Below are 14,520 nucleotides of genomic sequence, written 5' to 3' on the forward strand. Positions count from 1 at the left end.
GATGCAGGATATCTTAAAGGAGTACCTAAACTATCAGGCGGTGGAGAAGGGTCTCTCTAACAACTCCATCTTGGCTTACCGCCGGGATCTCTTGCGCTACATAGATTTCTTGAAGAGTGACAGGGGCTCATCGCCCGAGGCGGCCACCCGTCAAGATATCCTTGATTATCTGGAGTCATTAAAATCGAGCGGACTTGCCGCAAGCAGCATAGCCCGGAGCGTGGCCGCCATAAAATCCTTTCACAAATTTCTAGTCAGAGAGTCGATAACCGAAAATTTTCCAACCGTGAGCCTTAAGCTTCCCAAAATTGCAAAACGACTTCCCAAGGCCCTCTCCGTCTCAGATGTCTTGCGCCTTCTAGATGAACCCAAGGGCTCTTCCCCCCCTAAGCTCAGGGACAAGGCCATCCTCGAGGTCTTTTACGCAACTGGGGTAAGGGTGAGCGAACTCGTCTCGATCAAGATAGAGGATATCGATTTCGAATCCGGCTATATCCGCGTCTTCGGCAAGGGTTCTAAGGAGCGGGTGGTTCCGATAGGCTCTTACGGTCTGGCCGCAGTCGATAATTATCTTAAGAACGGCCGGGCCAAACTAGCCAAGGGAGATAGGCAGGGTTTTCTCTTCTTGAATCAACGAGGCCGGCCCTTAACTCGCCAGGGGTGCTGGAAGATACTTAAGGCCTACTCCAAAGCGGCTGGCATAAAGGAGATAAGCCCCCACGCTCTTCGTCACTCCTTCGCCACAAATCTTCTCCAGGCCGGGGCCGACCTTAGGTCCGTTCAGGAGATGCTCGGTCACGCTGACATCTCTACCACCCAGATCTACACCCACGTCTCCAGAGAGCACCTAAGAGAGGTCTACATGATGAATCATCCCAGGGCTAAGAAGAGGTGAAATAAGGCCATGCCAACCGGTAACGATAAGCGCCTATTTGATCGCTCCATCGTGATCATTCTCGATGGCCTTGGGGTGGGCGAGCTTGATGATGCCAAAGATTACGGAGATGCCGGGAGCAACACTTTAGCAAATACGGCCAAAGCTGTGGGAGGATTTAGCCTGCCAAATCTTGAGAGGCTAGGGCTTGGAAGGATAATCGATATCGAAGGAGTTTTGGCGGTTTTGACGCCCGAAGGATCATTCGGTAAGATGGCTGAGATCTCGGCGGGTAAGGATAGCACGAGCGGTCATCTGGAGATGATGGGCCTCCCCATAGAGAAGCCCTTTCCGGTCTATCCTAAAGGTTTCCCGAGCGAGATAATCTCGAGTTTTGAGGAGAGGATAGGAAGAAGAGTCCTGTGCAACCGGCCAGCCTCAGGAACAGAGGTGATAAAGGAGTTCGGCGAGGAGCACTTGAAGACCAAGCGACCGATAGTCTACACCTCTGCCGATAGCGTATTTCAGATCGCCGCCCATAAGGATGTCTGCCCGGTGGAAGAACTATACGAAATGTGCCGCAAGGCAAGAGACCTTTTAAGGGGCAAAGATGAGGTATGCAGGGTGATAGCCCGTCCCTTTGCGGGCGAGATCGGCGGATTCTACCGTACCCCAGAGAGGCGCGATTTCTCCCTGGAGCCTTTCGGCAAGACCGCCCTCGACTATGCAGTCGCTTCGGGCCTTAGCGTCTTTGGGGTGGGCAAGATTTCCGAGATATTCATGGGCCGGGGGATAAGCGAGTCGATCCATGCCGATTCGAATATGGACGGGATCGATAAGATCCTGAGTCTAATAGAGCGAGGCGAGAGGGGGATAATCCTTGCCAACCTAGTCGATTTCGATATGCTCTGGGGTCACAGGAATGATCCCTTGGGTTTTGCAAAAGGTCTGGAGGCGGTCGACGCAAGGATTCCTGAGATCATGTCTTGCCTTAAGGAGAATGACGCCCTCTTTTTTTCGGCCGATCACGGCTGCGACCCGACCACAGAGAGCACCGATCATTCAAGGGAGCACGTTCCCTTGCTGGCATGCGGCGAGCGGATCGAGGCCGGGATAGATATCGGGATCAGGAAGAGCTTTGCCGATTTGGGTAAGACCATTTCAGAGCTCCTAGACTTTGAGGCGGATATCTTGGGAGAGAGCTTTGCTTCTCTCATCGCGCCCTCGCTCAAAGGGGTGATAGAGGCGTGATAGCCTACGAAGTGATCGCCAAGAAGAGGGATGGCGAAAGCCTCACAAAATCAGAAATAGCCCTGATGATCGAGAGCTTTCTTTGCGGAAGTTTAGCCGATTATCAGATGGCGGCCTTTCTGATGGCCTGCTACATCCGAGGCCTTAGCGACGAGGAGACCTTCTATTTGACAGAGGCGATGGTCTCTTCCGGCAAAAGGGTCGATCTCTCAAGCGTAAGCGGCTTTAAGGTGGATAAGCACAGCACCGGTGGGGTGGGCGACAAGACCACTTTGGTCGTCTGCCCGCTTGTGGCGAGCCTTGGGACGATAGTTTCCAAATTTTCAGGCCGCGGGCTTGGCCATACCGGAGGGACTATTGATAAGCTTGAATCGGTGCCGGGCTTCTCCACAAAACTCTCGATCGAAGACCTAATTGAGCAGCTTAAGCGGATAGGGATCGCAATAGCTTCGGCAAGTGAAGAGATCAACCCGGCTGACAAGAGGCTTTACGCCTTGCGCGATGTGACAGCCACCGTATCGTCCACGCCGCTCATCGCCTCAAGCATAATGAGCAAGAAGATAGCGGCCGGCTCCGAACGGCTGGTTCTGGACGTCAAAGTCGGCCCTGGAGCCTTTCTAACCGATATCGATGAGGCCAAAAAGCTCTCCCGTCTGATGCTGGATATCGCAAAGAGGGCCAAGATGCGGGCGGTCGCCGTGATCAGCCGAATGGATGAACCCTTGGGCAAGGCCGCCGGAAACTCGCTTGAGGTCATAGAGGCAACAGAGACCCTCAAGGGCCGCGGGCCGAGCGATCTTGTTGAACTCTCTAAAGTTTTGGCGGCAAGGATGCTGAGCCTTGGTGGCCTTTTGACCATATCTCAAGCCGAAGAGGCTGCAAACCTGGCTCTGGCCAGCGGGGCGGCCTTAAATAAATTTGTCGAGCTTCTGGCCGCCCAGGGCGGGGACGAAAGGGCGGCTCACGATTACGGCCTCCTTCCAAGAGCAAAAGAGATAAGGGGGGTCTCGCTAAAAGAGAGCGGTTATGTGACCTCGATCGATGCCAAAGCCATCGGTCTAACCCTGGTTGAGATCGGCGCCGGGCGCAAACGGGCCGAGAGTGAAATAGACCATTCGGTCGGCGTCATCCTCGGAAAGAAGGTGGGCGACCGCGTCGATATCGGCGAAGAGATAGCCGAGGTGCACGCCTCAAACCCAGCCGATGCTGAAATGGCCAGGGCCCACATTGCCAAAGCTTACAGGGTCGGCAAAAAAAAGCCCCTTGCAAAAGGCATCATAATCGATATCCTTGAATAGTCGATCCGATCTTGGCTGGATAAAAACCTGCGGAGAATGGAAAGAGATGAGAAGTTTTCTTAGAATCTGGCGCGCCTTTTCAGCTCTGGTCGCAATCTCGCTAATCATACTCATCCTCATCAAGTTCATTCCTCCCCTTTTTGACCTGGCCTTAAGCGGAAAGGTTTTCACAGCTCTTCTCGGTCTCTTGGTCTTTGTCGTAATGCCCGGCATAATATCCCTTTCTATCTACTTCATCTTGATGATACCCGTCGCCTATCTATTCGGTAGATACGATAATAGATCGAAGGGGGACTTGGATGAGACCCTCCCCAAATAATGGGTTCCCTACATAAACCCGCAAATCTATGCTAGCATTGATTTAATTATCATCTACTCTTTGAGGTGAACATGACAAAAAGACTGCCGCTTCTTATACCAATCATCTTCATCGGGATAAGCCTGCTAGGCACGGCCTCCGGAATTTATACCGATTTTCTCTGGTTCTCTGAGCTCGGTTACAAGTCCGTCTTCTTCAAGGCTCTGGCCACAAAATCATCCGTCTTCTTGATTTCATTTCTGGTTGCCTATCTCTTTTTATATTTAAACTTAAGCATTGCCCAAAGGTTTGCCCCAAAGTATCAGGTTGAAGGGGATAACCAGATAGTCATAATCAACCCCCCCTTAAAGCGGCTTTCGGGACCAATAACCATCTTTACCGCGGCCCTCTTCTCCTTCTTCATGGCAATCATCGCCCAAGAATTTTGGCTCGATATCCTGCGCTACAATAACGCCACCCCCTTTGGAAAGATCGACCCCATATTTCAAAAGGATATCGCCTTCTATGTATTTTCCCTGCCCCTATATCAGTTGGTCCACGGCTGGCTTACGGCCCTTATCATGGCCGGCCTCATCGCAACCATTCTTTCCTACTTTTTGAGCCGCGGTCTGGTCATCGGCAAAAAGAACTTCTATAAACTCTCATTTGAGGCCAAGGGACACCTGCTCGTTTTGGCCGGCCTCTTTTTTCTTGCCCTCTCTTTGGGTTATCTCCTTCAGAGCTACGGACTCCTCTATTCGGGTCGTGGGGTAGCCTTTGGGGTCGCCTATACGGACATCTATGCCGAGCTTCCGATGCTCCGCTTGAAGATGCTTGCCTCGAGCCTGGTGGCCGTCTTCATCTTCCTAAATATTTGGCGAGCGGGCTTTCGTCCCCTTTTGGTCGGTCTCGCAGTCCTTCTCTTTACCATCGTAATCGGCGGAATATACCCAGCTCTCATCCAGCGGCTGGTGGTCTCCCCCAATGAGATGGCCAGAGAAGAAGGGTATATAGCCTATAATATCGAAAATACCAGGGCGGCCTACGGGATAGACAAGGTCGTCGAGACCGAGATGTCGGCAGAGGACGGACTTTCAGCCGACGATCTCATCGCCAATGAGGCGACCATCAGAAACATCCGCCTCTGGGACTGGCGACCCCTCAAGACGACCTTTAAACAGATTCAAGAGATAAGACCCTATTATGTCTTCAACGATGTCGATATAGACCGTTACAAATTCAACGCAAGTTTTGAACAAGTGGCCCTCTCGGCCCGCGAGCTCTCGATCGACAACCTGCCAAGTTCGGCCAAGACCTGGGTAAACGAGCACCTAGTCTATACCCACGGCTATGGTTTTTGTCTAAATCCGGTCAACAAGGTGACCAGCGACGGCCTGCCCGATTTTTACGTCAAGGATATTCCGCCCAAGAGCAACGTCAATCTCTCCATCGAGAGGCCCGAGATCTACTACGGTGAGATCAATAACGCCTACTCGATCATCAAAGTAAACGAGCCGACCAGAGAGCTCGATTACCCCAAGGGCGATGTCAACGAGTACACCGTATATGAAGGCGGCGGCGGCATAGAGTTATCCTTTTTAAGGAAGATAGCCTTTTCGATCAGGTTCGGCACCATAAAGCCCCTCATCAGCAGCGCTATCAGGGAGGATAGCCGGATTATCTTTGATCGGACGATAGAGTCGAGGGCCTCCAACTTGGCCCCCTTCCTCTCTTTCGATGGCGATCCCTATCTGGTAGTCGAAGGCGGCCGTCTATATTGGATGCTCGATGGCTATACTACGACTTCGATGTATCCCTATTCGACTCCGACAGACGGCTTCAATTACATAAGGAACTCGGTCAAGGTCGTCATGGATGCTTACGACGGTGACATCACCTTCTTCGTATTCGATGAGACAGATCCCCTCATCAACTCCTATAGGAAGATATTTCCAGACCTCTTCAAGGATGCCAGCGAGATGAAAGAGGGCTTAAAGGCGCACATAAGATACCCTGTCGATCTAATGAAGGTTCAGGCCCGGATCTACTCGACTTATCACATGGCCGATCCCCAGGTATTCTATAGCAAGGAGGACACTTGGGCGCTTCCGGGCGAGATCTATGGCGACGAAGAGATAGAGATGGAGCCCTACTACATCATCATGAAGCTCATGGGCGAGGAGAGCGAGGAGTTTCTGCTGATGCTACCCTTTACGCCTTCGGGCAAGAACAATATGATAGGTTGGATGGCCGTCCGATGCGACGGAGATAATTATGGTCAGATGATAGTCTACAAATTTCCAAAGGATAAACTGATCTTCGGTCCGATGCAGATAGAGGCGCGCGTCAACCAGGACCCCACAATCTCGCGGGAGCTCACCCTCTGGGGGCAGCGGGGATCCAGCGTGATAAGGGGCAACCTTCTAGTGATACCGATCGAGAAATCCGTCCTCTACGTCGAGCCCCTCTATTTGAAGGCCGAACAGAGCGAGCTTCCCGAGCTTAAACGTGTCATCGTCGGTTACGGAAATCGCGTAGTCATGGAGGAGACCCTCGAGGCGGCATTGACCAGGGTATTTGGCACAGGCGATGGGGGTGAGCCCCCGCCCGAGGCGCCCATACCGACTGCCGGTGAGACTACCATAGAAGAGCTTATAAAGAGGGCAAACGAACATTTCAGCCGGGCCGAAGCCTATCAGAAGGACGGCAATTGGGGTGCATACGGCGAGGAGATCGCAAGACTCAAAGAGGTCTTGGCCGAGCTCGATGGGCGCATAAATCCCTAAATTATCGCCCATCAATTTGATTCGATCATTTAAAGGAGGGCCTATGGAAGAGGTCGGCAAGGTTACTCATTATTTTGCCCACATCCAGGTGGCGGTGGTCGACATATTGAGCGGTGAGCTCAAGGTGGGCGACAGGATCAAGATCAGCGGTCATACCACAGATTTTGAGCAGACGCTGGGGTCGATGGAGGTCGAACGGAAGAAGGTCGAAAGAGCCGCCGTTGGCGACTTGGTGGCGATCAAAGTTGAGAGCCAAGTTCGAGAGAACGACCTCCTATTCAAGCTGACCTGATGATCTCTTTCTTGAAACCCAAATTCATTCAAGAGCCCATTTAAGGAAAGGCCATGGACGCAATAGTAAGCCACACCAATATGGACTTTGACTCCTTAGCGGCCATGGTAGCGGCTCAAAAAATATATCCCGATGCGAAAATACTGCTCCCCAAGACCTCTTCAGCCAACGTAAGGCGCTTCTTAACCCTCCACAGCGACATGATCGATCATATCGAGCTCGAAGAGATCGAAGGCGAAACGGTGGGAAGGATAATCCTGGTTGACACCAGGGCTATGGATAGGATCGGTGAAGCGGCAAGGCTGTTCAAAGAGGGCAAGAGCGATCTTATTATCTATGACCATCATCCAAAATCCGACGATGATGTAGATTTCGGGGATGACCGCTCCAAAGAGGCCGGATCGACGACCACCATTCTGGTGTCGCTCATCAAGGATATGGGGATTCCGATAACCCCCTTTGAGGCCACCCTCTTTGCCCTCGGCATTCACGAGGATACCGGCTCTCTCACCCATCCTACCTCGACGCCTAAAGATGCCATGGCTATCGCCCACTTAATGGAAGAGGGGGCCGACCCCGGCGTCATAAACCACTTTTTGAAGTCCGCCTTGACTGACGAGCAGCACGACTTGCTCACAAAGCTCCTTGGGCTGGCAAAAAAACAGACCTTTTTGGGACTTGGACTCATCATCATAAAAGTGACCATCGATGAGTATATCGAGGATGCCTCGGTCGTCGTCAGAAAGATTGCCGAGCTTGAGGATGCCGATCTCATCTTCCTCATGATGGGCGTGGGCGAAAAGAACTACGTGATCGCAAGGAGCAGGCTTGATGAGATCGATGTCGGGCGTGTGATGCAGAGGCTTGGGGGCGGGGGCCATGCGAACGTGGGCTCGGCGGTGGTCAAGGATATGGGCGCAAAGGAGATAGAAGAGATTATCTTGAGCGAAGTCTCATCTCAGGCAAAGGGCGCTCTCACCGCAGGCGATATAATGTCAAAACCTGTCGTTACCATCGGACTCGAGCGGTCCATAAAAGAGGCGGGAGCCCTCATGGCCCGCTACGGTTTTGACGGACTCCCCGTCGTAGATGGCGAATCCTACGCCGGGATGATCCTTAGAAGGGACGTAGATAAGGCCGTTCACCACGGGCTCTCTCACGCTCCGGTCAAGGGGTTTCTCTCCTCTTTTAGGGGGAGTGTGGACCCAAAGACCCTGGCGAGCGAGGTTGAAAGGATGATGACCAGATCTACCGGGAAGATCCCCGTCCTTGATAAGGGGCAAATCGTCGGAATAATCACCCGGAGCAACATAATCTCGTCTTTGAGAAGCGGGAGGTTTTCTGCACTTGAGGGCGATGAGCTTGATGGAAGGATGAGCAGAGAGAGGATAATCGAATCGATCGCCGGCATCCTCTCCGAAAGCACCATCCTCCTCATAAAAGAGATCGGAAAGATGGCCGACTCAAATGGACACGGCTGCTATCTCGTCGGCGGCTTCGTCCGCGATCTCTTCTTAAAGAGGGAGAATCTCGATATCGACATCGTGGTCGAAGGTGACGCACTCTCCTTCTCCGAGGCGGTGGCCAAAAAGCTTGGCGGCCGGGTAAAATTGCACAAAAAATTTAGGACCGCGATATTCATCACCAAAGCGGGTCAGAGGATAGACTTCGCTTCTGCCCGCTTTGAGCACTACGATTACCCGGCCGCCCTGCCCAGGGTGGAGCCCTCATCGATAATCTACGACCTCTCTCGCAGGGATTTCACCATCAATTCGATGGCGATTAAGATAAACGAGAAGGATTTTGGCGAGCTGCTCGATCCGTTTGGGGGGATTCACGATCTAAAGGAGGGGCGGCTCAAGGTGCTCCACGCCTTAAGTTTCATCGAGGATCCAACCCGAATTTTTAGGGCCGCCCGTTTTGAACGCAGATTCGATCTTAGAATGGATGAGGCAGCCGAGCTTCTGGCCAAAAAAGCAGCCGAGCTTGGCGTGATAGAGAGGCTCAGTTCGGCGAGGCTGACCTATGAACTGATCCAGGTCCTGTCCGAACCTGACCCCTACATCCTGATCGCTCGCCTTTTCGAGCTCAAGGCGCTCAAGGCTATACATCCGAGGATAAAAGTCGGCTCCGGCCCAAGGGGGCTCTTTTCAAGAATTCAAAGATCGCTCGAGATACTCAAAACGGCCATGGATCCAAAGGCCAAAAGATGGCTCCCCTATATGATGACCCTCCTCTATGGACTTACCCAGGAAGAGATCGACCACTTTCTCTTAAAAATGGATTTCTCCAGAGCTGATAAGGAGAGCATATCCAGAGCCATCTTAAGCGGGCAAGATATCATAAAGGAGTTATCTGCAAAGAGCATCAAAGATAGCGAGATCTATTTGACCCTAGAGAGGTTTGGGATTGAGGCGCTGATATTTCTACATGCCTTGAGCGAAAATCGCCAGGCAAAAGAGAGGATCCTCCGCTTCCAGATGGAGCTCAAATCGGTAAAGCCGAACCTTTCAGGCAAGGATCTCATCGAGCTAGGATTTGAGGAGTCTCCGTTGTATAATCTGGTCCTTAGACGGCTTCTTCTGCTTCGTCTCGACTCCAAGTTGCTGGGTAGAAAGAGCGAGATAGAATTCGCAAAGAAATTTTTCGAAAGTGAGGGGGTTTGAGCTTGCAGTTTGTCTTGAACATCTTGATATATATGCTGGTCATTATCCCATCACTCACTCTTCACGAGTATATGCATGGGCGGGTGGCCTATGCCCTGGGAGATGATACCGCTCGCAATTTGGGTCGTTTGACCTTAAATCCCATCTCGCATATCGATCCCTTGGGAACGATAGCGGTCCCCCTCATGCTGAGTTTGGCCGGCGCCCCCGTGATAGGTTGGGCAAAGCCGGTTCCGGTCAATCCCTACCGATTTGAAGATCCAAGGCGGGCCATGATGCTAACCGGGGCCGCCGGCCCACTGACCAACCTGATCATCGCCTTTTTTGCCGGGCTTCTCATCAGAAGCGGCCTATTTGCCCTTGGCAGCGTCGCCTTCGATTACTTTTTCATCCTCTGCTACATCAATATCGTGCTTGCCATGTTTAACTCGGTCCCGGTTCCACCCCTGGACGGCTCCAGGGTAATATCGGGCCTTTTGCCAAGGGAGATGGCCGCAAAATATAATCATCTTCAAGATTACGGGATGGCCATAATATTCCTCCTGATATTCGTCTTTGGGGCGCTTTTCTGGGAGGTACTTAGCGTCTTCATAAATTTCTTTCTACGCCTTTTTACCTGGGGCTTATTCTGATGAGTCATAAGGAGAGATCAATTTGAGAAAGAGGGTCTTGAGCGGGAACCGTCCGACCGGCAAGCTTCACATCGGCCATTATCACGGGGCACTTAAGAGCTGGATAAAGTTGCAGGACGAATATGACTGCTTCTTCTTCGTTGCCGATTGGCATGCGCTTACCACCAAGTATGATGAGACGGAAAATTTAAATGAAGATACCATCGACATGGTGATCGACTGGCTCGCCATGGGTTTAGATCCCAAGAAATGTACCATCTATCGGCAGTCCGATCTGCCTCAAGTAGCCGAGCTTGCCCTCTATCTTTCGATGATAACCCCCATCTCCTGGCTGGAGAGGTGTCCGACTTACAAGGAGATGATTCAGGAGATATCGAAGAAGGATATCGCAACCCATGGCTTTCTGGGCTACCCCGTTCTTCAGACCGCAGACATCGTGATCTGTCACGGCGAGATAGTTCCGGTTGGCGAGGATCAGCTGCCACACTTAGAACTCGCAAGGGAGATAGTCAGGCGCTATAACCATATTTATGGGGAGTGCTTCACCGAGCCGAAGGCACTTCTGACCGAGGCTAAACGGGTCCTTGGTACCGATGGTCGCAAGATGAGCAAGAGTTACGGAAACGATATCAAGCTCAGCGACCCTCCAGATCTCATTAAATCAAAGATTATGGAGATGATAACCGATCCGGCCAGGATCAGGCGGGACGACCCGGGCCATCCCGAAGTCTGTCTCGTTTTTAACCTCCACAGGGTCTATAGCCCGGATATCTCGGATATCGAAGAGAAATGTATAGCCGGCAAGAGGGGTTGCGTTGAGTGTAAATCCATGCTGGCCGAGCGGGTCGCGGACTCGCTCGGCCCGTTTAGGGAGAGGAGAGGCGAGATAGAGAAGGATCCCTCTCTGATCCTGAGCGTCTTAAAGGATGGGGCCGAGAAGGCCGCCCCCATCGCTAAAAAGATCCTAAGCGAGGTTAGAAGGGGCATAAATATAGAATGAGGCCTCCTTTCATCATCTGGCTACCTGGAGAATGAAATAGTATGACTTATGAGATTAAGATAGATGTCTTCGAGGGTCCCTTCGATCTTTTGTTGAATCTAATTCTCAAGCATGAAGTAGACATCTACGACGTTCCGATAGCCACCATAACCGAGGAGTATCTCTCCTACATCGAAAGGCTCCAAGCGGTCGATCTGGAGTCGGCTAGCGGATTTCTTCTGGTCGCTTCGACCCTCCTTGAGCTGAAATCGGCAACCCTTCTGCCCAAGCGGATCGAAGAGGAGTCAGGCGATGATGATGAGCTCTCGCCCGAAGATGTCAAAGAGAACCTGATAGCCAGGCTCATCAAGTATAAGAAGTTCAAAAACGCCTCCTTGAGTCTTGCGGCCCGCTATGAACTCGAGAGCAGGTACTACAAGAGGGAAGCGGGCTTAGAGGAGAGATTTTTGCGTCTCATACCAGATCTTATGGAGGGGGTGACCGCCGAGGATCTGGCCGGTGCCATCGCCAAAATCCTGGCCAAAAAGAACGCTTTTGCCATAGACACCACGCATATAATCGCACAACCCATCAGTTTGGATGAGATCACTCAGGCCATCAGAAAAAAGTTCGCCCTTAAAAGGGAATGGACTTTTCACGAGCTGACGAGCGGCTGCGAAAGCCGGCCAGAGATAGTCGCCTATTTTCTGGCCATCTTAGATCTCTTCAAGGAGGATATCATCGAGGTGACTCAGGCGATAAATTTCGGCGAGATAGGCTTGATCCTTCGGTCCGATAAAAGCCCAGAAAGCATAGAGGCTGCATATGGTCGATAATCTACAGGGAATAATCGAGGCTCTCCTATTCGTTGCCGAAGAGCCGCTCTCCTTAAAGAAGCTCGTCAAGGTGACCGGATTCTCTGCGGCTCAAATAGAGAAGGTCATCGAAGAGATTCAAGCTTCTCTTAGTGACCAAGAGAGCGGAATACAACTCAGGAGACTTGCCGGCGGCTATCGGCTCTACACCCATCCCGGTTATGCCGAATACGTCGAAAACCTGGTCCTTTCGGCCGACTATCGCAAACTCAGCCAAGCTTCACTTGAGACCCTTGCTATAATCGCCTACCGTCAGCCCATTACCAGACTCAACATAAACGCCATTCGGGGGGTCAACTCCTCGGGAGCCATCGCCTCCCTCATCGAGAGGAGCCTGGTCATCGAGGTCGGTCGCGAGCGCGGCCCCGGCCAGCCAATCCTGTATGGCACAACCAAGCTATTCTTGGAAAACTTCGGCTTAAACTCCCTTCAAGATCTTCCACCCATAATCGATTTTGTTCCGGATGAGGCCGTCGTCGATCAGCTTCAACTGAAACTTAACGACCGAAAGTCTGGATGAGAAGGAGAATTAATCAATTTGACCAAGAAGGTTGAACAGGCAAGGCTCCAGAAGGTTCTGGCTGAAGCGGGCCTTGGCTCCAGGAGAAAGTGCGAGGAGTTGATAGCCTCCGGACGGGTCAAGGTGAATGGGGCGGTCGTGAGTGAGCTTGGCTCAAGGGTCGATCCCTTAAAAGATGAGGTCGAGGTGGATGGGGTACGGATAGGGAGCCCCCCGAAGGTCTATTTCGCCATGAACAAACCGAGGGGCTATCTCACCACCATGAGCGATCCCTTTGGGCGGCCGACCGTAAAGGACCTCTTAAGCGGCGACTTCCGCCTGTTTCCGGTCGGCCGCCTCGATCAAGATAGCGAGGGTCTTCTCATATTGACCAACGATGGCGAGCTGGCCAATCGGCTTATGCATCCGAGTTTCAAAGTGCTAAAGATCTATGAAGTCGAGGTCCTCGGCTTCCCAAGTGAAACCGACTTAAATTCCTTAAGGGAGGGCATCGAATTAGATGGGCGCCTTACCGCTTTGGCCACGGTGGAAGAACTCGCCGTTACAGAAGAGGGGGCACTTTATCGCGTAGGACTGCGCGAGGGGAGAAAGCGCCAACTAAGAAGGATGTTCGACTCCATCGGTCACGGCGTCATCTCGCTTAAGCGGACGGACTACGGGCCGCTATCGCTTCGGGCAATAAAGCCGAAGGGGGTGCGGCCCTTAAGCGAGCTCGAGGTGGACGCCCTAAAGAGGGCCGTAAAACTATCGGAATGAGCCGGTTACATTAATTTGACTTTAAATCGCCCTTTAAGTATAATTCTTAAAAATTCATAGCGATTAGGCTATAAGGGAAGGCCGTGAAATTCGGCCACGGGCCCGCCACTGTAACCGCCAAGTTAGCTGCAAGCCGATGGCTTCGGTTATATCCACTGTCAATTTTGATGGGAAGGAGCAGCAAGCGTCGAAGCGGAAGTCAGGATACCTGCCTAATGTTGACGCACCTTCGTGGAACAAGGCCGATCTTATCGATCTTCCCCAACGAAGTTTGGGGATTTTTTGTTTCTAACCACTGACAAGGAGAGTTGAAATTATTATGCGGAATTCAAAACTTATTTTTACGATGCTTTCCCTGATTATGGCGGCTAATCTATTGGGTTGCGCCGCTCTCAAAAAAGAGCCTTCTAAAGAGGGGGCCAGCCCGGCGGTCTCGATGACCGATGATCTCTCCAGGCAGGTCTCATTGAGCGGCGAGGTTAAGAGGATAATCTCGCTTGCTCCCAGCAACACCGAGATTCTTTTCTCTCTAGGCCTGGGCGATAAGGTGATTGCGGTGACGGACTTCTGCGACTACCCCAAAGAGGCTCTTGGCAAGGATAAGATAGGCGGCTTTTCGGAGCCGAACGTCGAAAAGATAATCGAACTTGAGCCGGATCTCATCCTTGCAACGGGCATGCACGAAAAATATATCGAGCAATTTGATGAGCTTGGGCTGACGACCTTTGTCTTGGATCCAAAGAGAATCAGCGATATTTTGGCCGCCATCGAGAGGGTTGGAAAGCTTACGGCCAAAGAGGAGCGGGCGAAGGAGTTGGTCTCGGGGATGAGGGAGAAGCTTGCTGAGATCGATGAGAAGCTCTCCTCGCTTAAGGATGAGGAGAGGCCGCTCACCTACTACGAAATCTGGAACGATCCAATAATGACGGTCGGCTCAAACAGCCTGATCGGCGAGGCAGTCACAAAGGCCGGAGCAAAGAGCATCGGAGATGGACTGGCCGGAGAGTATCCAAAGATCAGCCTGGAGGTTTTGGTCGAGAAGGATCCCAAGATAATCATAGCCCCCAAGGGGAGCATGGGTGATCCCAAATCCATCTCAGAGCGGAAAGGCTGGGAGAATATATCGGCCGTAAAGGAAGGAAGGGTCTTCGTCGTCGATGAGGATGTGCTGGTCAGGTTCGGCCCCAGGATCGTCGATGGCATCTATGAAATGGCCAAATTGATCCATCCTGACCGCTTTTAAGGCCGCTTTGGATATCCACATGGTGGGAATAAAATTGTGAAACAAAAGAG

The 14,520-nt window shown here is 52.0% G+C and carries 13 protein-coding genes and 1 riboswitch; all 13 genes read left to right on the forward strand.

All coding sequences use genetic code 11. The features are described from left to right. Nucleotide 1 precedes the first annotated feature (1 nt). The 13 genes from xerD (at nucleotide 2) to QMD53_00320 (ending at nucleotide 14,470) form a co-directional block, all read left to right on the forward strand. Nucleotides 2-895 (forward strand): site-specific tyrosine recombinase XerD, encoded by an 894-nt coding sequence (gene xerD, locus QMD53_00260; protein MDI6799112.1) that lies wholly within the window; start codon nucleotides 2-4, stop codon nucleotides 893-895. A gap of 9 nt (nucleotides 896-904) precedes the next feature. After that, nucleotides 905-2,125 carry a phosphopentomutase gene (locus QMD53_00265; GenBank protein ID MDI6799113.1) on the forward strand — a complete coding sequence of 407 codons (1,221 nt, stop codon included), beginning with the start codon at nucleotides 905-907 and terminating at the stop codon, nucleotides 2,123-2,125. After that, nucleotides 2,122-3,423 carry a thymidine phosphorylase gene (locus tag QMD53_00270; protein MDI6799114.1) on the forward strand — a complete coding sequence of 434 codons (1,302 nt, stop codon included), beginning with the start codon at nucleotides 2,122-2,124 and terminating at the stop codon, nucleotides 3,421-3,423. The genes QMD53_00265 and QMD53_00270 overlap by 4 nt, the downstream gene beginning before the upstream one ends. Before the next feature lie 46 nt (nucleotides 3,424-3,469). After that, a complete protein-coding gene (locus tag QMD53_00275; protein ID MDI6799115.1) occupies nucleotides 3,470-3,742 on the forward strand; it encodes a hypothetical protein in 273 nt (90 codons plus the stop codon). Between the two features lie 71 nt (nucleotides 3,743-3,813). Further along, nucleotides 3,814-6,507 carry a UPF0182 family protein gene (locus tag QMD53_00280; GenBank protein MDI6799116.1) on the forward strand — a complete coding sequence of 898 codons (2,694 nt, stop codon included), beginning with the start codon at nucleotides 3,814-3,816 and terminating at the stop codon, nucleotides 6,505-6,507. A gap of 43 nt (nucleotides 6,508-6,550) precedes the next feature. Beyond that, the gene (locus QMD53_00285; GenBank protein MDI6799117.1) at nucleotides 6,551-6,799 is read left to right on the forward strand and encodes an EF-Tu/IF-2/RF-3 family GTPase; all 249 of its coding nucleotides are present in this window, start codon (nucleotides 6,551-6,553) and stop codon (nucleotides 6,797-6,799) included. Between the two features lie 53 nt (nucleotides 6,800-6,852). Further along, on the forward strand, nucleotides 6,853-9,465 hold the full coding sequence (locus QMD53_00290) for a CBS domain-containing protein (GenBank protein ID MDI6799118.1): 2,613 nt from the start codon (nucleotides 6,853-6,855) through the stop codon (nucleotides 9,463-9,465). 2 nt (nucleotides 9,466-9,467) lie between these two features. Beyond that, entirely contained in the window at nucleotides 9,468-10,097 is a 630-nt protein-coding gene (locus QMD53_00295; GenBank protein ID MDI6799119.1) for a site-2 protease family protein, read from the forward strand. 22 nt (nucleotides 10,098-10,119) lie between these two features. After that, on the forward strand, nucleotides 10,120-11,097 hold the full coding sequence (gene trpS, locus QMD53_00300; protein MDI6799120.1) for a tryptophan--tRNA ligase: 978 nt from the start codon (nucleotides 10,120-10,122) through the stop codon (nucleotides 11,095-11,097). A 41-nt stretch (nucleotides 11,098-11,138) separates the two neighbouring features. Then, nucleotides 11,139-11,912, forward strand: a complete 774-nt coding sequence (locus QMD53_00305) for a segregation/condensation protein A (protein ID MDI6799121.1) — start codon at nucleotides 11,139-11,141, stop codon at nucleotides 11,910-11,912. After that, complete coding sequence (gene scpB / locus QMD53_00310) at nucleotides 11,902-12,471, forward strand: SMC-Scp complex subunit ScpB (GenBank protein MDI6799122.1); 570 nt, start codon at nucleotides 11,902-11,904, stop codon at nucleotides 12,469-12,471. The genes QMD53_00305 and scpB overlap by 11 nt, the downstream gene beginning before the upstream one ends. 18 nt (nucleotides 12,472-12,489) lie before the next feature. Then, nucleotides 12,490-13,227, forward strand: coding sequence for a pseudouridine synthase (locus QMD53_00315; GenBank protein MDI6799123.1), 738 nt, complete (start codon nucleotides 12,490-12,492; stop codon nucleotides 13,225-13,227). Between the two features lie 18 nt (nucleotides 13,228-13,245). Then, nucleotides 13,246-13,458: riboswitch (cobalamin riboswitch) on the forward strand. Between the two features lie 130 nt (nucleotides 13,459-13,588). After that, nucleotides 13,589-14,470 carry a cobalamin-binding protein gene (locus QMD53_00320; GenBank protein MDI6799124.1) on the forward strand — a complete coding sequence of 294 codons (882 nt, stop codon included), beginning with the start codon at nucleotides 13,589-13,591 and terminating at the stop codon, nucleotides 14,468-14,470. Nucleotides 14,471-14,520: the final 50 nt, after the last annotated feature.

It is taken from the genome of Actinomycetota bacterium, from assembly GCA_030017835.1.
Classification (GTDB): domain Bacteria; phylum Actinomycetota; class Aquicultoria; order UBA3085; family Oleimmundimicrobiaceae; genus Yes70-04.